The sequence below is a fragment of the Acinetobacter courvalinii genome, assembly GCF_014635545.1.
In the GTDB taxonomy this organism is placed as follows: Bacteria; Pseudomonadota; Gammaproteobacteria; order Pseudomonadales; family Moraxellaceae; genus Acinetobacter; species Acinetobacter courvalinii.
The window spans coordinates 37,233-59,249 of the sequence record NZ_BMDA01000007.1 but is presented as its reverse complement, the minus strand read 5'-3'; the positions used below and the strand labels follow the sequence as shown (position 1 = coordinate 59,249).

The window sequence follows — 22,017 nt, the reverse complement described above, 5'->3', positions numbered from 1 at the left end:
CTTGAATGATTCGGTTAGGATAAAGAGGATTTCGCAACCTTACGCTTTCTGTTGCATGCTTAAAAGAGTAAAAATATGTCACAACAAGATTTTGAAAATGGATTAAAAGTTCGTACCGAAGTCATGGGCGAATCATTTGTAAAACGTGCACAGGACAATACCGTTCCTTTTACGCAACCGTTGCAAGACTGGATTAATGAGCATGCCTGGGGATCAACCTGGCAGCGTGAAGGTGTATTGCCCCGTAAATATCGCTCTCTGGTCACGATCGCCTTCCTAACTGCACTGAAAAGTCCAACCGAACTCAAAGGGCATATTCGCGGTGCGTTAAACAATGGCGCCAGTGTCGAGGAAATACAGGAAGTGTTATTACATAGCCTGCCTTATTGCGGCGCACCTGCCACTCAGGAAGCCTTTCGCGCAGCACTTGAAGTGATTAATGAATATCAAAAGGATGCATAAGAATTTTTTATTGTCTTTACAATAAATGACGTCTTCTTTTTCCCAAAAAGCCTTTATGAATAAAGGGCTTTTTAAATAGCTTATGCGAACCTTAAAAGGGATACTGTTGCACAATAAGGATTCACTTTAACGATGGACAATGCGATTAGTCTATCGATTAGGTATTCTTTTTATGCAATCTATTTATTCACTTAGCATTAAAATAATGTTTTTTAATGATCTGAATAAAAGCACTGGTTTGATCAGCTCCGACATCGGGAGAAATCACAACGCCGACATTTAAATGAAGAGCAAAATCATTTAATTCAATAATTTCCAATCCATTATTTTTTAATGCGAACTTTTCAAAAAAGGGTTTAGGAAAAACTCCCAGACCCTCACCCTTCAGAATACTTTGTAATTGAAGCTCAGCGCCAAAGATTTCTTTATTGATATAAAATCCTAACCGCTGATTGTATAAAATTTTAGCCAGACTTTCTCTGAAGCAGCAACCTTCGGGATGTAAAATCCAACCTTTTTTACTACATTTTTCCAGACTATTATATTGATAAGCTTCGTCTTTCCTGCCAACAATTACAAAAGGAAGTGAACCAATCTTTGAAAAATTTATATTTTCAGGTAGCTGCAGGTTTGATGGAATCATCAATGCCGCCAAATCAATTTCACCTTCATATATTTGTTGAACCAGACTACGACCCCAGCCACTTGAAATATCAATGTCAGAGAAATCCTCCATCCGTTTAGATTCATAAATAACAGGATCTAATAAATCATCAATCAGTGTTTGCGGTATTCCAATCTTTAACACCTCTTTAAAAATTTCATTACTCTCATCCTGAAAACTTTTAAGTAATTCTAATTGTTTTAAAATAAAGCAGCCTTTGAAATAAACCTTTTCCCCTAACCGTGTCAATTGCAGGGGACGTGTTTTTCTATTCAGTAGCGCACCTTTTACTTTTTCCTCAACATTATAAATACGCTTGGTGACTGTTGATTGCTTCACTCCAAGCTTCTCTGAAGCAATCGTTATTGATTGATTATCAACAACGTATATAAAGGTTCTCAAATCCCTAATATCCAAATTTTATGCCTCACATTGAGTTATTTAAAATACTTTCTGAACTGACAAGGCGAGCATCCTGACCAGGCTTTAAATGCACGTGTAAATGCACTATGTTCTGTATACCCCAATGTATAAGCAATATCAGATAAACTCACATCCTTATTTTGTAATAACGACAAAGCTTTCTCATGTCTTTTTTGCTTGACTAGAAGCTTAAATTCCTCACCTTCATTTTTTATTTTTTTTGAAAGTACTCTAGGTGTCAATTTCATCTTTTTTGCGACTTTCAATAGATAAGGTTCGCCTTCAGATAAGGTATTGCTAATTTGAATGTTCACTCGATTGATAAAATCTACGGGATCTTTGGTCTCGTTTCGGTGTAAGGAAAAAAACTCCTCTATACAAATCTCGTTAAAGCTTCTACACATCGTGATAAAATCAAATAATCCTCCAGAATATAATGGATATTTATAAATATCCTCCAGAGTGGACTCTATAATGCAGTGAATGGTTTCCATTTCAAAACGGTTCACTAAAATCTCAAAGCCTGCTAAAAAGTCATTTAGCACAAACTCTGGACTTAAAAGTTCACACCGATAAACAAGAACAACTCTAAAACGATCTAGAGATAAATTATTAATGATAGAAAAAAACTTATCTACATCTAAAAGAAAAAAGATAACCGCATGCTTCAGATCTTTATTCCCGATTTCAATAAGATGCAGTTTTATATTTTTTTCACAATGTGAAAAAGTATGAAACATGTTATCTATCTCATTTACAGTTCTATAAACTCTAACAAAATTTGAAATAGAATCTTAAACAGTTGAGATCAATAAAATAATCATTTTAGGAAAGTTAAATGAACAAGCAATGAATACTTGTTCATTTTTATGAAGATCCGAATAAACGGATCTGCTATTGCGTACTGTGGTTTTAGATAATAAGTCCCTCACAGTCATCACCTTTCCAAGACAAACGGTCTGCAATATATTCCTTGTTAAAATCGATACGTAACTGACAACGCTTATAATCTTGTGTATTTGGTACACGAATATCCAGTACATAATTCCAGGTTCTTACTGCAAATAATCCCTCATTAAAGTGTGGATTGCCCAAGATATGACGGAATTGATCTTTGTTCATACCGATATCTAAACGGGTAACATCGTTATATTCATAACGTTTCACCAGTTTGAGATAGCTTTTATCTATTTCAGGAAAACTCAGCGCCTGAGCAGGCGTTAACTCGGCTTCACCTTGAGTTTCTGCCTGACTACCAAACGACATACTGACAAGTATCAGCGTAGCTAATATCTGGATCATTTTCATTGCTATTCCCACCTCATTGTTATTAAAGAAAAAAAGGAGAGCTTTACAGCTCTCCTCAACCTTTTAGTCAATTACAGTACTTACCCCAATACGGACAAGCGGACTATTGCCTTCGCTTCCCATTGCCGCACCCGTTGTCAATGACCAGCGACCATTATCTGCTGTGCGTCTAAAGGTTACACCGACCGCACTCTGATCGTTGTAATAAGCGGCGCCCGCAGCCATGGTTAGCTTACCAGCAACATAAGGAGCATTTTCAAGTGCCGCTGTTGCAGCAATACCTGCAGACATTCTGTCTTCTAATTTATCCATTCGTTTATTGGTATCATAGAAGACCTGTTGCATCTGATCGCCCAGATTGGTAACACGATCATCAATTGCACCTAAGGCATCGCCAACATTGTTATGGGTACCACCCGCAACATTGTAGGTCGGTCCTGTCCAGCCTTTCTCTGGGTCATAACCTGCACCACCGCCTAAGGCTGCGCCAACATCTTGATAAGACTGGTGTAACTGGCTACCATTGACTGCGTCTTTTGAAGCACTATGAATTGCTCCATCTGCCACGCCTGTCACTTTCTTACCGCCAGCATTAATGCCACCTGTAGTCATGCTTGGTCCTGCCTCGCCGTTTGGTCCAGCAATGCTAATGCCGCCACCCGTGATAGTTGTGCTACCTTGGTCACCTGCAACATTGACCTGGTTTGCATTTACGTCTTTTGCAGTAACGCTATCTACAGTGATGTCTTTTGCCAGACCAACTTCATAGTCAGTACTGCCATCCGCTTTCTTGCTTTCTTTTACAGTGATGTTTTTGTCTTCATTGCTTACCGATGACTTCGCTGCCTTGGCTGCATCACCTACAGCACCAATTGCGTCATTGATATTGTTATGACCTGTACCTCCAATGTTACTGGTACTGATCGTGCCATCATCATTTACGGTTGTGTTACCACCAATCGCACCTGCAACACTGTCTGAGATATCTTTGATCTGACCGCCATTGACCGCATCTTTCGAGCCGTCTGCTATTGTTCCATCCGCTACACCGGTAACTTTCTTGTCGCCTGCATCGATACCGTCTTTGGTCACGCTTGGACCACCATCGATATGTAAGCCATCGCCATCCAGTTTGGTGCCTCCAGCAGTCACGCTGTCGACCTCAAGATCTGGTGTAGTCGATACTTCGTAGTCCGTGCTGCCATCCGCATTCTTGCTTTCTTTCACAACAATGTTTTTGCCTTCTGTCACCGTAGACTTCGCTGCTTTCGCTGCATCGCCTACTGCACCAATCGCATCATGGATGTTGTCTTTGCCCGTTCCGCCAATGTTGCTAGTGTTGAGCGTGCCGTCCGGATTCACCGTGGTGTTGCCACCAATGGCTCCTGCAACACTATCCGACACACCTTTTAATTGGCTACCGTTGATTGCATCTTGCGAATCGGCTGCAACTCGACCTGGTGCCACACCTGTAATCACGGTGTTGCCTGCATCAATGCCTTTGGCAGTAATGCTTGGTCCAATGTTGTTGCCCATTGGGTCAACAAAGCCCAGACCTGTTGAGTTCACAACAGTTCCATTACCATCAGCATCTTTCAGGCTAATACCTTTGGCACCATATTCTGCCTCATTGCCTTCGCCGTCTTTGACCTGGGTACCTGTGGCAGTCAGTACGGTTTCGTTGCCTTCGTCATCGGTTGCGGTCACGCTATCGAACTTGACGTCTTTGGCTGTGGCAACTTCATAGTTGGTACTGCCATCGGCATTCTTGGTCTCCGTTACCACCATGTTATCGCCTTCGGTGACTGTGGTTTTCGCAGCTTTGGCAGCAGCGCCTACTGCACCAATGGCATCATTGATGTTGTCTTCACCTGTGCCACCAATATCTGGGTTGGTGTAACGACCTGTGTTTGGATCGTATTGGGTATTACCGCCAATAATATCCTTGACACCTTCGCCTTGCGCATGGAGCTGACTACCGTTGATCGCATCGGTTGAGTCTGCACTGACTGTACCAGGGGCAACATTGGTCAGCTTTTTACCGCCTGCATCAATGCCGGCCTTGGTCACACTTGGGCCGCCTGCAATGGTCATGCCGTCATTGTTAATGACGGTATCACCTGCGGTCACACTGTCCACTTTCAGGTCACGGTTCAGGCTGTACTTGATGTCATTGCCTTCTTTGCTTACCTGTAAGTTTTCTTCGCCATCTGCAGTACCGATATCAACTACATCGCCTGCTCGAACTGCACCATCATTGGCACCATTGCTTTGCAAGGTCCAGCCTTTGTCCAGTTCAGTGATCGCATCACCAACATTGGTCAGGTCTGTACCATTCACAGTGTAATTAGGTTTGCTGACCGTACCGTCCGGATTCACGGTTGAACCACCGCCTAGGGCATCCGCAACACTTTGTGCATTGTTGGCTAACTGGCTACCGTTGATCGCATCGGTTGAGTCTGGATTGACATCACCTGCTGCAACACCACTGATCTTGCCAGTTGCACCATCAATATTCACGTCACCGACTTTGACTGTGTTGAATTCAACATCATCCGCGGTTGCAACGGTATAGATGGTTTGGCCATCATCGCCTGTTGCACTTTCAACCGTTATGTTTTTACCAGCGTCTACTTCAGTTTTAGCAGCCGCGGCAGCTTTTCCGATTGAGCCAATCGCATCATTGATATTGTCTTCACCTGTGCCACCAATATCTGAGTTGGTATAGCCTCCAGTATTTGGATCATATACGGTGTCGCCACCAATAATATTACGGACACCTTCGCCTTGCGCATGGAGCTGACTACCATTGATAGCATCGGTTGAGTCTGAACTGACTGTACCAGGAGCAACATTGGTCAGTTTTTTACCGCCTGCATCAATGCCGGACTTGGTCACACTTGGGCCATCAGTAATGGTCATGCCGTCATTGTTAATGACGGTATCGCCTGCAGTCACGCTATCCACTTTCAGGTCACGGTTCAGGCTGTACTTGATGTCATTGCCTTCTTTCGTTACCTGTAAGTTTTCTTCACCATCTGCGGTACCGATATCAACTACATCGCCTGCTCGAACTGCACCATCATTGGCGCCATTGCTTTGCAAGGTCCAGCCTTTGTCCAGCTCTGCCAATGCATCACCCACATTGGCAGTATCGGTACCATTGATGTTGTACGTTGGATTAGATACGGTGCCATCCGGATTCACGGTTGAGCCACCACCTAAAGCATCCGCAACGCTTTGTGCATTGTTGGCTAACTGGCTACTATTGATCGCATCGGTTGAGTCTGGATTGACATCACCTGCTGCAACACCACTGATCTTGCCTGTTGTACCATCAATATTGACGTCACCGACTTTGACTGTGTTGAATTCAACATCATCCGCAGTTGCAACGGTATAGATGGTTTGACCATCATCACCCGTTTTACTGTCAACCGTCATGTTTTTGCCAGCTTCTACTTCAGTTTTCGCTGCTGCGGCTTCTCCCTGAATTGCATCCGCAACCGTATCATAGCCTTTGTCATTCACTGTGAATGGGCCATTCAGCTTGCCGCCTTCATTGGTAACCCCTCCACCAAGAATATCGCCAACAGAGCCTGCTGTATCATTTAGCTGACTACCGTTGATGGCATCTTTCGAATCTGCGGCAACTTCACCCTCCGCAACATTGGTTACTTTCAGACCACCAGCATCAACACCTGTGCGGCTCACGCTTGGGCCAACTAAATCACCCGTGGCATTGGTAAATGCCAAACCTGTGGTATTAAGCAGTGTAGTATCACCCTGAGCATTCTTGATGGTCGTTCCTGCGGCGGTATTCGCATTCGTATTACCTTGCGCATCTTGGACAATGGTTCCTCCTGCAACCAGAGTAGTACTGTTGCCTACCGGATCTTTAACTTCAACGCCGGTATTGTCCAGACGCGTGTTGCCTGCAGTGACGCTGTCCACGTTCAGGTCACGGTTCAGGCTGTACTTGATGTCATTGCCTTCTTTACTCACCTGTAAGTTTTCTTCACCTTCAGCTGTACCAATATCTACAGGGTCCCCTGCCTTCACAGCACCTGCATTGGCACCATTACTTTGCAAGGTCCAGCCTTTGTCCAGTTCTGCCAAGGCATCACCCACATTGCTGGTATCCTTACCATTGATATTGTAGGTTGGATTTGAAATCGCGCCCGTAGTTGGATCATAGGTTGCTCCTCCACCAAGCGCTCCAGCAGTCGTTTCACCCAATTTACTGGTACGGTTATCATTGCCCGCAACCACCTGATCTAACTGGTCTTTATTGACTGCATCAGTCCCGTCTGTACCTGGTGCAAGATTGGTAATCTTATTACCTGCTGCATCAATGCCGGACTTGGTCACACTTGGACCACCCGTGATGGTCATGCCGTCATTGTTCATAACGGTATCGCCTGCAGTGACACTATCCACTTTCAGGTCACGGTTCAGGCTGTACTTGATATCATTGCCTTCTTTGGTCACCTGTAAGTTTTCTTCGCCATCTGCGGTACCGATATCAACTACATCACCTGCTCGAACTGCACCCTCATTGGCGCCATTGCTTTGCAAAGTCCAGCCTTTGTCCAGCTCTGCCAAGGCATCGCCCACATTGGCAGTATCGGTACCATTGATGTTGTACGTTGGATTAGATACGGTGCCATCCGGATTTACCGTCGAGCCACCGCCCAAGGCGTCCGCAACGCTTTGTGCATTGTTGGCTAACTGGCTACCGTTGATCGCATCGGTTGAGTCTGGATTGACATCACCTGCTGCAACACCACTGATCTTGCCAGTTGCACCATCAATATTGACGTCACCAACTTTGACTGAATCAAATTCAACATCATCAGCAGTTGCAACGGTATAGATCGTTTGGCCATCATCACCCGTTTTACTGTCAACCGTTATATTTTTACCTGCTTCCACTTCAGTTTTCGATGCAGCAACCACAGTATCTAACTGATCCTTATTGACTGCATCAGTCCCTTCAGTACCTGGAGCAAGATTGCTGATCTTGTTACCAGCAACGTCAATGCCGGACTTGGTCACACTTGGACCACCCGTGATGGTCATACCGTTATTATTAATAACCGTATCGCCTGCAGTGACGCTGTCCACTTTCAGGTCACGGTTCAGGCTGTACTTGATGTCATTGCCTTCTTTGGTCACCTGTAAGTTTTCTTCGCCATCTGCGGTACCGATATCAACTACATCGCCAGCTTTCACAGCGCCATCATTGGCACCGTTACTTTGCAAGGTCCAGCCTTTGTCCAGCTCTGCCAAGGCATCGCCAACGTTATTGGTATCTGTGCCATTGATGTTGTAAGTTGGGTTAGAAACGGTACCTGTTTCTGGATCATAGCTTGAACCACCGCCCAGACCACTGGCTGTACTTTCTCCCAGACGATTCGTCTTATCATCGGCATCTTGTGCTACCTGATCTAACTGATCTTTATTGACTGCATCAGTCCCATCTGTACCTGGTGCAAGATTAGTAATCTTATTCCCTGCTGCATCAATGCCTGTCTTGGTCACACTTGGGCCATCGGCAATGGTCATGCCGTCGTTGTTAATGACCGTATCGCCTGCAGTCACACTGTCCACTTTCAGATCACGGTTCAGGCTGTACTTGATGTCATTGCCTTCTTTCGTCACCTGTAAGTTTTCTTCGCCATCTGCGGTACCGATATCAACTACATCACCTGCTCGAACTGCACCATCATTGGCGCCATTGCTTTGTAAGGTCCAGCCTTTGTCCAGCTCTGCCAATGCATCACCCACATTGGCAGTATCGGTACCATTGATGTTGTAAGTTGGATTAGATACGGTGCCATCTGGATTCACCGTTGAGCCACCGCCCAAGGCATCCGCAACGCTTTGGGCATTGTTGGCTAACTGGCTACCATTGATCGCATCTTTCGAGTCTGGATTGATATCACCTTCGGCAACATTAATGATTTTATTGCCTGCTGCATCAATGCCTGACTTGGTCATGCTTGGACCATCAGCAATGCTAACACCATCGCTATTCATTACAGTATCGCCGGCGGTGACACTGTCTACATCCAGATCCCGCGACAGCTCTACCGCAATTTTACCGTCCTGAACTTTGGTGCTGATGTTGCTGTCTGCACCAATCACCTCAACTGCTTCACCCAGCTTTTTCTGTACTGTGCCGCCATCTTGCGCAGTCAGACCAAAGCCTTTATCTGTTAAATCCTGACTGGCCTGATCCAGTTGTCCCTTGTTGACGGCATCACTGGCTTCAGTACCATCTGCCACATTGGTGACCTTGGTCCCTGCTGCATCAATGCCGGACTTGGTCACACTTGGGCCATCAGCAATGGTCATGCCGTCATTGTTAATGACCGTATCACCTGCAGTCACGCTGTCCACTTTTAGATCACGGTTCAGGCTGTACTTGATGTCATTGCCTTCTTTCGTCACCTGTAAGTTTTCTTCGCCATCTGCGGTACCGATATCAACTACATCACCGGCTTTCACAGCGCCATCATTGGCACCATTGCTTTGCATTGCCTGCAGCATCAATGCCTGACTTGGTTACACTTGGACCGCCGCTGATGGTCATACCATCATTGTTAATGACCGTATCGCCTGCAGTGACGCTGTCTACTTTCAGGTCACGATTCAGGCTGTACTTGATGTCATTGCCTTCTTTCGTTACCTGTAAGTTTTCTTCGCCATCTGCGGTACCGATATCAACTACATCGCCTGCTCGAACTGCACCATCATTGGCGCCATTGCTTTGCAAGGTCCAGCCTTTGTCCAGCTCAGTAATTGCAGCACCAACATTATTCACCTCGGTCCCATTCACATTATAAGTTGGATTAGAAACAGTGCCTGTATCCGGATCATAGGTTGAACCACCACCTAAGCCACTAGCTGTAGTTTCACCCTGTTCATCCACGATATCTTTTACAGCTTTTAACTGGCGTACATTCACAGCATCGGTATCTTCTGAACCATCAGAAAGATGCTGGATACGACGTTCATTGCCAGCTGTGCCGACCGAAACGACCGAAGTTGGCGCTGCTGTTCCTGTTAAGAAACCTTCACCTGTTGCAGTTGAGGTTTGGCTACCCGCACCCAATGCCACATCGTCGGCATTGGTCGCCACAGCATTTGAACCGAGTGCAATACCGCGCACTGCCTGAGCATTGGCAGAATCACCCAAGGCAATAGAACCCGCCTCTGCTGCTGTAGAAGTATTCCCTAGAGCCACAGCGCCTTGACCAATCGCCTTGTTTTCATTACCGATTGCGACAGCACCGTTTGCTGCGGTATTTCCAGCCTCATCGCCTGCTGCGGTGTTGTTTCGACCGAGTGTAACTGCACCATCACCATTGGAAACGTTCGGATCACCAATCGCCACTGCACCATCGCCTGAGGCTCTTTGACCACGACCAATAGAAACCGCACCACCATTGGCTGTTCTTGAGTTGGCGGTAGTACCATCTGAACCCATGGCAACGTTCTGACCAGTCGCGCCTGTGGTCACGCCATTACCCATCGCGATATTATTGCTGCTACCACTTGCAGTGGCTGCGTTACGGCCAATGGCAATATCATTATCACCTTGTGCCTGTGACTGATCCCCCATGGCAACAGAGGAAACGCCATTAGCATTGGCCTGATTGCCATAAGCTGATGAATTATTTCCTGTTGCCCTGGCCTGACGACCGACTGCCGTAGTCTGGTTACCAGTACCTTTTGCGCCTGTACCAATTGCGACCGAATCCGTACCATCGGCATTTGGTGCAGTTGCAGCATCATATTGTTGACTGCCCGTACTACTACCAATCGCAATACCACGCTGTCCTCGAGTCGTCGCCGAAAGGCCTAATGCAATACCACCTGTGGCCCCTTGAGCAACTGTCGCGGTATTACCTTGAGCAATCGAGAAGTTTGCATCAGCCCAACTGCCACGGCCAATGGCAATTGAAGTATCACCTCTTGTACGGTTATTTACCCCAATTGCAACGTTACCAACGGCTGCACTATCCGAGATATCATTACCGATCCCCAAAGCCGTGTTATAACCTGTACCACCTGTACGGTTACCTTGGCCAACCGCTACATTATGGAACATACCATTGGCATCAGAGACATTGGCATTACCAACTACGGTAGCACCACCACCGCCTGTAACCCGGTTACTTTTACCAACAGCGGTAGAAGCCCCAGTCACGCCTGTCGCGCCTGTTGGATAATTATTGGAGCCTGTACCTCGGCGGTTATTTAATGTTTGTGACCAGGTGGTATCCGTCCCGCTAATGGTAGTACCACACCCGATCGCAACCCCGCCCGCACCGCTGACACTGGCCTGCCCAACACCATTGCCACATTGTGCAGCAGTTGGCGACATTGCCATACTGGTGTCATTGTTCGAAGACCCGCCGCCTGTATTGGCTGCTGCAAACGCACCGCCGCTAAAGAAGATTGAACTCAGGGTAAGTGCAAGAAGAGTTGGTAGGGGTTGATAATTCTGATATTTTTGATAATTATTAGTAGAGTTTGTTGTGGTTGTAACTGCGGTATTTGTCGTTACATTGCGTTTTTTGGTTACGCCCCGCGCATTTTCTGAAACAACAGTCCATAAATTCAGACTTTTGTTCCAGACCAAGCGATAGATCTTATTCATTGCTATATGCCTAATAAAGAGAATTCAAGCACATAAAATTTAAATAAATTCGACCCAAACACGTTTAACAATCAGTGATTTTTTTTAATAATTAATACTTTTTTTTATAATTCCCCGCTTAATATTCCCAAAACGAATATTATCAAACATATATTTCACCAATAGTTAACACAATGGGACTTTATTTTGTAAAAATATAAAAACTACAAAAAATATAATAATCTGATGCATAAGTATACTTAGGTTAATATTTTATTTTTGCTATGAAAAAACAGATACTTAATATTCATAATGATTATTTAAAAATCCTTATTGACACCGCTTCCAAATTTGGCGTTCCTAAAGGCGAAATCATCAGATATTGTCAAATCCCTTTATCAATACTCACCGAGACCAATCAAAACGACCGTATGAGCTTTACCCAATGGAGCGAAATTGTTATTCGTCTTATAGAGCTTTTACCGGAAAAGGGTCTCGGCTATCAATTTGGTTTTAACTGCAAACTGACCTCACATGGGGCATTAGGCTTTGCCTTACTCACAAACAATACCATTGGAAAAGTCTTAATAGACTTGCAAAAATATTATAATATGCGCATTCACAAAATGGACCTCTCCATTTTAAACAAAAATGACAAAATCATTATGCGTTTAACCCCTATTTACCATCTTCCAAGCCATCTTAATGAAAGTAAAAAGAATATTATTAATAAATTTTTTATTGAAAGTGCTCTAATTGACATTGTTACCAATTTACAGCTGATTACCAATTACAACTTATCGGGTTTAAATGTCGATGTCACTTGGGATCAAGATGATTATCACCAGTTCTACGAAAAGCGTCTTCCGCTCATCCATTTCAACAAAGAATACAATCAAATAAGTTTTGATATCAAATGCTTAGATCTACCCCTAACCTTTAGCTCACCGAGTGCCTATCTAATTGCCATGGAACTCGTTAATAAGGAATATCTTTTCTATCAAGATCAGGATAACAAGATTATTTTAAAAGTTAACCAGCATCTTAAATTTATACCCGGTATCGGTTTCCCAAGCTTAACGGATGTTGCCACAAAACTAAAAGTTTCAGAAAGAACCCTAAAGCGGGAACTGTCTAATGCAAATACAACCTTTTCATCTTTATTACAATTCAAAAAATTTGAACTGGCTAAAAAACTAATTAATTCAAACCGAAATATTCAGGAAATATCTGATTTACTGGGGTATAGCCATATTAGTGCTTTTTCAAGAGCATTTATTGGCTGGACAGGTAAAAAACCAAGCGAGTATATTCGTGAACAAAGAATTTCGTTTAAGGATTATTACCTGAAAAAGTCTGACAGCATCACTCACTAATCTAGGAAATACTCAATTAAAATTCTGATCACCTTACTTAGTTAACCTATATTTTGGTAGAAGCTCAAAGAAAAAATATAAACACCTGCAGCTACCATATTAGCTTCACCTATATTCACCAGGATTCCATTAGATCTCTTTGAAATAAAAAACCATTACAACACCTTATTTAAACCATTTGATAAAAAATAAACATTAAACCCAACAACCAGAAAACACCAACGATTGCCTATAAAATTTAAGACTTATCACAATATATCTTAATTTAATAATATACTTGCCTTTTTTATAGTTATAAAAACACTTCAATCTAGCCATTCTCTTCTAATACAGTTTATAGCAAATACTTAGCTCTAATATCATTATTAATATTTAACAAAGTACTGAAAGCAACCAGCTCTTTGAATGAACACTAGATTGGCAATAGGAAGTATAAATTCTACCAACACGGATTTATTTATAGCCCAAGCGATGATCGTATATTTCCTATTTAGTCGAAGTACTTTACCGCTTACGCTCATATTTTTTATAGAAAATTGATCATTTTGGTAGATAAGTTAAGCAAATGAGTCACTGAGCTATACGCATTTTTCTTCTAATATGCCGCTACCCAATAGTGCAACACCTTAACGTTTTAGGTTCACAATGACTCAATTGCCAAAAGCGAAACGACCTCTCATCACGACTCAAGCGGTGCAACGAATTTTGAATAGCCGTAGGCGTCAGCAAGCCCAGCATATCTTGGCGAATGCTGTAGATCGTGTCTTCCGTGGCCAACAGTTGGCTCTGTCAGGCAAGACTCCTTTTGAGATCGTCTATCAGCGTGAAATTATCAGCCTACGTCACTACAGCACTGACCGTAGCGTCATACAACACCGGATTCCTTTAGTCATTGTGCCGCCGCTTGCAGCCAATATGCTGATTTATGATTTATTCCCAACTCGTAGTCTGGTCCGTTATTTTCTGGCGCAGGGCTTTGACGTTTATCTGATTGACTGGGGTACGCCTAGCTTGCGACAGGCCCGCTATAATCTCAGCACCTATGTCAAAACCTTTATGCCCGACTTTATTGAAAAGATTCGCCAGCACAGTGGTCAGCAGCAGCTTTCCCTGTATGGCTGGAGTTTAGGTGGTGCACTTTCCCTGTGTTATACCTCGCTGTTTAAGGATAAAAATATTCAGAATATGGTGATTCTGGCTTCGCCGATTAACACCCATAAATCAGGCTATATGGGCAAGTTTTATCAGAAGCTGACTGCACCAGCGCAATGGATCCGCAGCAACACCAAATTCCGGATTTATCAAGTGCCAAGCCGGGTTTTCCATATCCACGGCTGGCAAAATACGCTGGGATTTAAACTCACCGATCCGATTGGTAACTTTAAGAATTACTGGGAACTGGTTAAAAACCTAAATGACCGCCAGTTTGTGATCAATCACGCAACTTCAAGTTCTTTTGTAGACAATATGCTGGCCTATCCGGGCGGCGTCATGCGCGATATCATTTTACGCTTCTGGATTGATAATGAACTTTCCACAGGAACCGTGAAATTCGGGGAACAAACGGCGAATCTAAAAGACATTGATTGTTCTGTGCTGGCGGTGGGTGGCAGTACCGATATTATTGTCACTGCCGAGGCAGTACGTCCATTGATGGATTTGATTAGCAGTACCGATAAACAGTTTGAAATTGTTCCTGGCGGGCATATGGGACTGGTTTCAGGCAATCAGGCACCGCATTCCGTCTGGCCAGTGGTGACCCAATGGTTAGCGCAACGTTCGGATTAAAAAAAATTCTGCAAGATCAGGCTGTAAGGTTTTAACAAACCGAGCAGCTCATATCATTAATTCAGGCAAAATGCTGCTGACGATGCAGCACCAGACTTTCGACATTGACCGGTGTACCCAACAGGTAACCTTGTAACTGATGGCAGCCTAAGCTGGTCAGGATATCCGCCTGTTGTTGAGTCTCTACCCCTTCCGCAGTCACGATCAAACCCAGCTTTGCGGCCAGATGGATAATGCTTTCCAATATCGCTTCTTCTTTGGAATTAGGCTGCAGGTCAATGAGAAAACCGCGGTCAATTTTAAGCTCATCCACCGGTAAATCTTTTAAATACAGGAAACTGGAATAGCCTGTCCCGAAATCATCAATGGCAATCCGGATGCCAAGTTTACGTAAGCGTTCCAAGGTGCGGATACTGGAATCGATATGATGCATCGCGGTCGATTCGGTAATTTCAAGAATTAAATGATGTGGCTGGATCTGATACTGTTCTAACAGTTGTTCCAGTACGCTAAACAGCTTTTTATTTTCAAACTGCAGTGCAGACAGATTGACGGCTATCGGGTAGAAGGCACTGTTATTTTGTTCCCATTTCTGGATTTGCTGGCAGGCTTGTTCAAGCGCCCAATAGCCCATCGGAATAATCAAACCGGTTTTTTCTGCCCCATCGATAAACATTTGCGGGGTTAATAATCCCAGCGTTGGATGCTTCCAGCGGATCAGGGCTTCGACACCGCAGACTTCATAACTGGCGGTAAATTTAGGCTGGTAAAACAACACAAATTGCTGTTCATCGACCGCTTTATAGAGATCGTTAATCAATTTGGACTGACTACGCACATCCTGCTGATCGGACATGGAATGGAACATGGTATAGGTATTGCGACCCTGCTCTTTCGAGATCAGCATCGCGACATCGGCATTGATCAAAATGTCCTGTACATTGGTGCCATGTTCTGGATACATGGCAATCCCGACACTGGCAGAGATATTGATATCTTTGGTCGCAATTAAATAGGTTTCCTGAATGTAGTGCAGAAGATTTTCAGCAAGCTGCATCGCCTCATTGATATCGGTATTTTCGGCAAAGAGAACAAACTCATCGCCACCAATCCGGAACAGCTTATGGCGGCTATTGTCTAATTTATTATGGAGACGGTTTGCCATCTGGATCAGCAACTGATCGCCGATATGATGCCCAAAAGCATCATTCACAGACTTGAAGCGGTCTAAGTCGATATAGAGAAATGCCGCTTTTTGGTCGTGCAAACGATGGTGGCTAAACACCACTTCAGCATAATCTGTGAGGAATAAACGGTTCGGTAATTTTGTCAGCGCATCATGTAGCGACTGGGTGGCCAGCTCTTTATTCATCTTTGTGAGCTGTTCATTGCGCTCTTCCAGACGCGCTTCTAGCACCGCGACCGCGAAACCTGCGACAAAAACCAGACTGGTAATAAAAATAATAGTAAACAGTAAAACACTTTGTTGAGTCTGGTCCGAGGTCAGGACTTGTGCCAGGCTTTCATCAAAGTAGGTGGCTGCCATGCCGGTATAATGCATGCCGACAATACTGAATGCCATCAGGATAGCAACGGTTGCTTTAAGTAAGGTACGGTATTTTATTGCATTTTTATATTTGAAAATAAAAAAGAAACTTAAGCCCGAACCACTAATCGCAATCAGCACCGAGCAGATCACCAGCAGAGGGTCATAATGCATCCGGTGGTGTTCAACCATTAATGCCAGCATGCCGGTGTAATGCATGCCCGATATGCCGAGGCCCATAAAAACAGCGCCAAGTACGAGACGAGGTAAAGGCAAGGTCGGCCTAGAAGTAAGCCATACCGCAAAAATGGAAGCCACAGCACCGACCAGATAGGACAGTATGGTTAAACTCACATCAAAACGATACCCTTCTGGCAAATGGCTAGCCAGCATTCCCACAAAGTGCATTGACCATATCGCTAATCCTAAGATTAAGCCACTCGCCACTAAAATGCTTTTTTCAAATTTTTTATAAGCAACTTTAAAAACGAGTTCTTCCATTGAAACTGCCGCATAGCATGTCGCTATTGCAACCAAAATGGAAACGATGACCAATGTGCTATCGTAATCAACGTGAACCATAAAGGACTTCCATGATTATTCAGTACTTTTTTTTATTTGATGAGCAAAAATGCTCGAAATCCGAACGACCTTCTACACTCAAAAAAGCGATGAATTTGACATTCATAAACTTTCCTTAACAATAGCATCATCTGGCATAAGGTCAAGTCCTTTTCACTTTATAAATCAATAGAATAAAAGCAGGTGAACATTTCAAACCGATGAAAAGCCTTATTTTTTATTTCTACTTTTTAATTGAAAATTTAATTTATTTTTACTAACGCTTTTTGCAGGGTGCTTTTCAGGTTTGGAACTGTTTTTAAATCGTCCAGATTCCGCAAAATCTTAAGGCATTATTGTGCTGGAGCATGGTTAAACTTTCTCATAAAAATGCTTAAATCTCAAACTGCATTCATCTGATTTTTATTCCGGATGCAACACCTGTCATTTACATCGCATAAAAAAAGCCCTTGCATAAACAAGGGCTTTTAAAAGATTAAACTAGAACTTAGTTTTTCTCTTTATCAATAATCTTGTTCGCTTAAATCCAAGGTACGAAAAAAGATGAAAGTACTGCTTTCATCTTTTTGAGGCACGTAAAGATAGACATAAAAAACCCACTCAAATAGAGTAGGTCTTCGCATTCAAATCAATTGATTCGAGAAATTAGTTCTTCTCTTTATCTACAATCTTGTTCGCTTGAATCCTGAGTAAGGTTTAAGAAAGTATTACTTTCTTCTTACGCAAGGAGCAGGGAAATAGAAAAGCATGAGAAGCAGCGCTTCGTAAGGCCCCTACGCAAGAGAGAAGCTATGCTTCGCTAACGTACGTAACATTAGGATTATCCAATAAAAAAGCCCTTGCATAAACAAGGGCTTTTAAAAGATTAAACTAAAACTTAGTTTTTCTCTTTATCTACAATTTTGTTCGCTTGAATCCAAGGCATCATCGCACGTAACTTGTTACCTGTTACTTCGATACCATGTGCTGCGTTTTGACGACGGCGAGCAGTCATAGATGGATAGTTCAACGCACCTTCCTGAATGAACATTTTCGCATATTCACCAGACTGAATGCGTTTCAATGCATTACGCATTGCTTCACGAGACTGTTCGTTGATCACTTCAGTACCAGTCACATATTCACCATATTCTGCATTGTTCGATACAGAATAGTTCATGTCAGCGATACCGCCTTCAAACATCAAGTCAACGATTAATTTAAGTTCGTGCAAGCATTCGAAGTAAGCCATTTCTGGTGCATAACCCGCTTCAACCAAAGTTTCGAAGCCCATTTTAACCAGTTCAACAGCACCACCACAAAGAACAGCTTGCTCACCGAACAAGTCAGTTTCAGTTTCTTCACGGAAAGAAGTTTCGATAATACCGGTACGACCACCACCTACGCCTGAAGCATAAGAAAGTGCAACGTTACGTGCATTACCAGAAGCATCTTGATGGATCGCGATTAAGTCAGGAACACCTGAACCACGTTGGTATTCAGAACGTACAGTGTGACCAGGTGCTTTCGGTGCAACCATGATTACGTCTAAGTCTTTACGTGGAACAACTTGGTTATAAAGAATAGAGAAACCATGCGCAAATGCTAAAGTTGCACCTTCTTTGATGTTTGGTTCAATCACGTCACGATAAAGTTGAGATTGGAACTCATCTGGAGTCAGGATCATGACCAAGTCAGCTTGCGCTACAGCAGCTGGAACTTCAGATACTTTAAGACCAGAATTTTCAGCTTTTTTCCAAGATGCTGAACCGGCACGTAAACCAACAGTTACGTCTACGCCAGAGTCTTTCAAGTTAAGTGCATGCGCATGACCTTGAGAACCATAACCAATGATTGCAACTTTCTTGCCTTGGATGATAGATAAGTCACAGTCTTTATCGTAAAAAATTTGCATCTGTTTACTCCGCTAAAATTGTTGTCATTTCCCTTGTTCTGCAAGGACAGATCTTTTGTTGGCTCCCCCCGATCACCTTTTCAGGTGTTACCCCCACTTTTAAAGTGGGATTGGGGGAGATTTTTAAATTGTTAAAACTTTTTCGCCACGTGCGATACCAGATACACCAGAGCGAACCACTTCAAGGATGGTGTTTTCTGCCAGTGCATCAATAAAACCATCAATCTTGTCCGTTGTACCTGCGATCTGAATGGTATAGGTCGTCGGTGTAACATCCACGATTTGCGCACGGAAGATGTCAGCTGTACGTTTAATTTCCGCACGCGCAGCACCCAATGCCTTGACCTTGATCAGCATCAGTTCACGTTCAATATGTGAACCTTCAGACAGATCAACCACTTTCACCACTTCAACCAGTTTGTTGAGTTGTTTGGTGATCTGCTCAATCTTGTGATCATCACCATAGGTGGTTAAGGTCAAACGCGATAAGGTTTCATCTTCGGTTGGCGCAACATTCAGTGTCTCAATGTTGTAATTACGTTGAGAAAACAAACCCACCAAACGAGAAAGCGCACCCGCCTCGTTTTCAACGAGTACAGAAATAATATGTTTCATTATGTACGCTCCCCTTTACCTAACCACATATCCTTCATGGACTGACCAGCAACCAGCATCGGGTAGACATGTTCAGTACGGTCAACCATGACATTAATGAATACACATTTATCATTAATCGCCATCGCTTCAGCTAATTTAGATTCCAGCTCATCTGCATGGTTAATCTGAATGCCAACGTGACCATAAGCTTCCATCAACTTGGCAAAGTCAGGTAATGAATCTACATAAGAACTTGAATGACGTCCTTCATAGTTCATGTCCTGCCACTGTTTCACCATACCCAGTGCCTGGTTATTCAAGCACAGGATTTTTACATTCAGGCCATATTGCTTACAGGTCGATAATTCCTGGATACACATCTGGATTGATGCTTCACCAGTAATACATACTACCTGCTGGTCAGGGAATGCTAGCTTTGCAGCCATCGCATACGGCAAGCCAACACCCATGGTGCCCAAGCCGCCCGAGTTAATCCACTGGCGTGGACGTTTGTATTTATAGTAGTTGGCACCAAACATTTGATGCTGACCAACGTCAGAAGTAATAATCGCTTCACCATTGGTCACGCGATCCAGTGCTTCAACCACCTGTTGTGGCTTCATGACACCGTTCTGGCCTGCTTCATAACGCAAGCCATGAACTTTGCGCCATTCATTAATCTGAGACCACCATTCTGCAATTGCTTCAGGGTTTGGCTTTGAAACATTCATCTGTTTCAACTGCGCGAGCATTTCCTGAAGTACCGGCTCTACTGCACCCACGATCGGGATGTGCGCCATAATGGTCTTGGAAATGGTGGCAGGGTCTACATCAATATGAATCACTTTCGCATTGGTACAGAATTTTGCAGGGTTATTGGTTACACGGTCATCGAAACGCGCACCAATGGCCAGAATTACATCGGCATTATGCATCGCCATATTGGCTTCATAGGTACCATGCATGCCCAACATGCCCACGAACTGTGGATCATTGCCCGGGAAAGCACCTAAGCCCATCAGGGTATTGGTCACTGGATAGCCAAGTAAATGTGCCAGCTCAGTCAATAAGCCAGACGCATTACCCTGAACCACACCACCACCGGTATAAATGATCGGGCGTTTTGCAGAAATCAGTTCATCAATCGCTTTACGGATTTGACCTGAATGACCACGTGAAGGCGGCTGATATGAGCGCATCTTCACTTTTTCAGGATATTCGTAGGCAAATTTTTCTGCCGGATTGGTGGCATCCTTTGGAATATCAACCACAACCGGACCCGGACGGCCAGAGGCAGCAATATAGAATGCTTTCTTGATAATGGCAGGAATTTCGCTAGCGTGACGCACCTGGAAACTGTGTTTTACGATTGGGCGAGAAATACCGACCATATCCGTTTCCTGAAACGCATCTTCTCCAATCAGATGGCTGGCAACCTGACCAGACAGAATCACCATTGGGATTGAGTCCATGTAGGCTGTAGCAATTGGAGTGACGGTATTGGTCGCGCCTGGTCCTGAAGTGACCAGTACTACACCAGTTTTACCCGTGACGCGTGAGTATGCATCTGCCATATGACCAGCAGCTTGCTCATGACGAACGAGGTAATGGTTAATTTTGTCTTGTTGAAATAGCGCATCGTAAATATGTAATACAGCGCCGCCTGGATACCCAAAAACATGCTCTACGCCTTCGTCCGCGAGGGCACGAACGAGCATTTCACCACCAGATAAAAGTTCCAACGTGATTCACCCTAGTGTTAGCACAATTTATGGGAGACATAAATTGTGTGTTATTCATTAACTTTTGCACTTCTTATAAGTGTGCGTATTCTACTCGTTTTTGCTGTAATAGGAAAAATTTTCTGAGACTCATCAGCCGTATAAACTTGATGACATCTCGAATCAAAATATGCTGGGATAAGCACATTTCAAAAAATCATTCTCTCGGCTAGAAAGAATGTCCATTACAAGCCATGACATTTATTCGAAGGGTGATCAAATAAGCGCATATAAAACTTAAGAAAGCATTCTTGTTTCTTTCATAAGCAAAGTCAAGAACAAAGAAAAGGTTTTTAACGAATATTTTTTAGCTGTTGTTTTTTTAAACACATTTCACAGAATAATTTGGTCTTTTTAAAGTGCCTTTTGTCAAAAAACTGTTTTCTTTTTAAGGAAAAATAGGCATTGTAAACAGCTCAATCCAGCATTTTGATCGAATATAAACAGCATTCTCTTGGGGAGATCAAATATGACATCATCTTATTTAAAATCAAGCTTATACACACTGGCAATAACAACCCTACTACTGTGCTCCAGCCACAATCAGGCCCAGCAATATTATAAATGGATGGATGCCAAGGGCTCGACCCATTACACCACCACGCCACCACCGAAAGGTGCCAAACGACTGGATAAAGTTTCGACTTATGGCAGCAGTCATTCGGTGAAACAGAATCCATCTCAGCAGGATAATGCAACGACTAGCCCGAATACTGCACCCCAAGTACCTCAAGTTGAACCCGAAGTACCCGCCAATAGCGCCAAACCACAAACGCCACCAGCAAACGCCCCGCAATCTGCCTATTAAACGGCGTGGCGATCTGCAAGCTGGCCTGAAGCTGGCGACGCTTGCAGATAAAATCCCGATCTAAAAACTGACATTTCCTGCAATTTTGCGCTATGCTGTGCAGCAATCTTAACTTTACTTTTTTGTTGTATCGCATAT

General features: G+C 43.6%; 12 protein-coding genes and 1 pseudogene. 4 read left to right on the top strand and 9 right to left on the bottom strand.

From position 1 onward, the window contains the following. The first annotated feature begins 75 nt into the window (after window positions 1-75). The gene (locus IEV39_RS17205) at window positions 76-462 is read left to right on the top strand and encodes a carboxymuconolactone decarboxylase family protein (RefSeq protein WP_005283308.1); all 387 of its coding nucleotides are present in this window, start codon (window positions 76-78) and stop codon (window positions 460-462) included. Between the two features lie 187 nt (window positions 463-649). Here IEV39_RS17205 and IEV39_RS17200 read toward each other — a convergent pair whose 3' ends face one another. From IEV39_RS17200 to IEV39_RS18680, 5 genes and pseudogenes are all read right to left on the bottom strand, one after another. Continuing rightward, window positions 650-1,543 carry a LysR family transcriptional regulator gene (locus tag IEV39_RS17200; protein WP_005283307.1) on the bottom strand — a complete coding sequence of 298 codons (894 nt, stop codon included), beginning with the start codon at window positions 1,541-1,543 and terminating at the stop codon, window positions 650-652. 20 nt (window positions 1,544-1,563) lie between these two features. After that, window positions 1,564-2,289, bottom strand: coding sequence for a helix-turn-helix domain-containing protein (locus tag IEV39_RS17195; protein WP_005283304.1), 726 nt, complete (start codon window positions 2,287-2,289; stop codon window positions 1,564-1,566). Between the two features lie 178 nt (window positions 2,290-2,467). Beyond that, window positions 2,468-2,857: pseudogene (locus IEV39_RS17190) on the bottom strand (outer membrane protein assembly factor BamE); the annotation flags it as partial. Window positions 2,858-2,920: 63 nt separating this feature from the next. Continuing rightward, window positions 2,921-9,217, bottom strand: coding sequence for a YadA-like family protein (locus IEV39_RS17185; protein WP_443089652.1), 6,297 nt, complete (start codon window positions 9,215-9,217; stop codon window positions 2,921-2,923). 160 nt (window positions 9,218-9,377) lie between these two features. After that, complete coding sequence (locus IEV39_RS18680) at window positions 9,378-11,528, bottom strand: ESPR-type extended signal peptide-containing protein (RefSeq protein ID WP_005283296.1); 2,151 nt, start codon at window positions 11,526-11,528, stop codon at window positions 9,378-9,380. Between the two features lie 263 nt (window positions 11,529-11,791). Here IEV39_RS18680 and IEV39_RS17175 point away from each other — a divergent pair, with 263 nt between their 5' ends. Both IEV39_RS17175 and IEV39_RS17170 read left to right on the top strand, forming a co-directional pair. Next, entirely contained in the window at window positions 11,792-12,883 is a 1,092-nt protein-coding gene (locus IEV39_RS17175) for a helix-turn-helix domain-containing protein (RefSeq protein ID WP_005283292.1), read from the top strand. 645 nt (window positions 12,884-13,528) lie between these two features. Then, window positions 13,529-14,671 carry an alpha/beta fold hydrolase gene (locus tag IEV39_RS17170; protein WP_005283290.1) on the top strand — a complete coding sequence of 381 codons (1,143 nt, stop codon included), beginning with the start codon at window positions 13,529-13,531 and terminating at the stop codon, window positions 14,669-14,671. A 61-nt stretch (window positions 14,672-14,732) separates the two neighbouring features. Here IEV39_RS17170 and IEV39_RS17165 read toward each other — a convergent pair whose 3' ends face one another. From IEV39_RS17165 to IEV39_RS17150, 4 genes are all read right to left on the bottom strand, one after another. Further along, the gene (locus tag IEV39_RS17165; RefSeq protein ID WP_005283288.1) at window positions 14,733-16,799 is read right to left on the bottom strand and encodes a putative bifunctional diguanylate cyclase/phosphodiesterase; all 2,067 of its coding nucleotides are present in this window, start codon (window positions 16,797-16,799) and stop codon (window positions 14,733-14,735) included. A gap of 877 nt (window positions 16,800-17,676) precedes the next feature. After that, a complete protein-coding gene (gene ilvC, locus IEV39_RS17160) occupies window positions 17,677-18,693 on the bottom strand; it encodes a ketol-acid reductoisomerase (RefSeq protein ID WP_004659026.1) in 1,017 nt (338 codons plus the stop codon). A 123-nt stretch (window positions 18,694-18,816) separates the two neighbouring features. After that, on the bottom strand, window positions 18,817-19,308 hold the full coding sequence (gene ilvN, locus IEV39_RS17155; RefSeq protein ID WP_005283286.1) for an acetolactate synthase small subunit: 492 nt from the start codon (window positions 19,306-19,308) through the stop codon (window positions 18,817-18,819). Further along, window positions 19,308-21,032, bottom strand: coding sequence for an acetolactate synthase 3 large subunit (locus IEV39_RS17150; protein WP_005228620.1), 1,725 nt, complete (start codon window positions 21,030-21,032; stop codon window positions 19,308-19,310). The genes ilvN and IEV39_RS17150 overlap by 1 nt, the downstream gene beginning before the upstream one ends. 508 nt (window positions 21,033-21,540) lie before the next feature. Between IEV39_RS17150 and IEV39_RS17145 the strand changes: the two genes are divergently transcribed. Next, complete coding sequence (locus IEV39_RS17145) at window positions 21,541-21,879, top strand: DUF4124 domain-containing protein (protein ID WP_005283283.1); 339 nt, start codon at window positions 21,541-21,543, stop codon at window positions 21,877-21,879. Window positions 21,880-22,017 lie beyond the last annotated feature (138 nt).

Coding starts and splice junctions, on each gene's coding strand:
- IEV39_RS17205 (WP_005283308.1), top strand. CDS start 76: ATGTCACAACAAGATTTTGAAAATGGATTAAAAGTTCGTACCGAAGTC.
- IEV39_RS17195 (WP_005283304.1), bottom strand. CDS start 2,289: ATGTTTCATACTTTTTCACATTGTGAAAAAAATATAAAACTGCATCTT.
- IEV39_RS17185 (WP_443089652.1), bottom strand. CDS start 9,217: ATGACCATTGCTGATGGCCCAAGTGTGACCAAGTCCGGCATTGATGCA.
- IEV39_RS18680 (WP_005283296.1), bottom strand. CDS start 11,528: ATGAATAAGATCTATCGCTTGGTCTGGAACAAAAGTCTGAATTTATGG.
- IEV39_RS17175 (WP_005283292.1), top strand. CDS start 11,792: ATGAAAAAACAGATACTTAATATTCATAATGATTATTTAAAAATCCTT.
- IEV39_RS17170 (WP_005283290.1), top strand. CDS start 13,529: ATGACTCAATTGCCAAAAGCGAAACGACCTCTCATCACGACTCAAGCG.
- IEV39_RS17165 (WP_005283288.1), bottom strand. CDS start 16,799: ATGGTTCACGTTGATTACGATAGCACATTGGTCATCGTTTCCATTTTG.
- ilvC (WP_004659026.1), bottom strand. CDS start 18,693: ATGCAAATTTTTTACGATAAAGACTGTGACTTATCTATCATCCAAGGC.
- ilvN (WP_005283286.1), bottom strand. CDS start 19,308: ATGAAACATATTATTTCTGTACTCGTTGAAAACGAGGCGGGTGCGCTT.
- IEV39_RS17145 (WP_005283283.1), top strand. CDS start 21,541: ATGACATCATCTTATTTAAAATCAAGCTTATACACACTGGCAATAACA.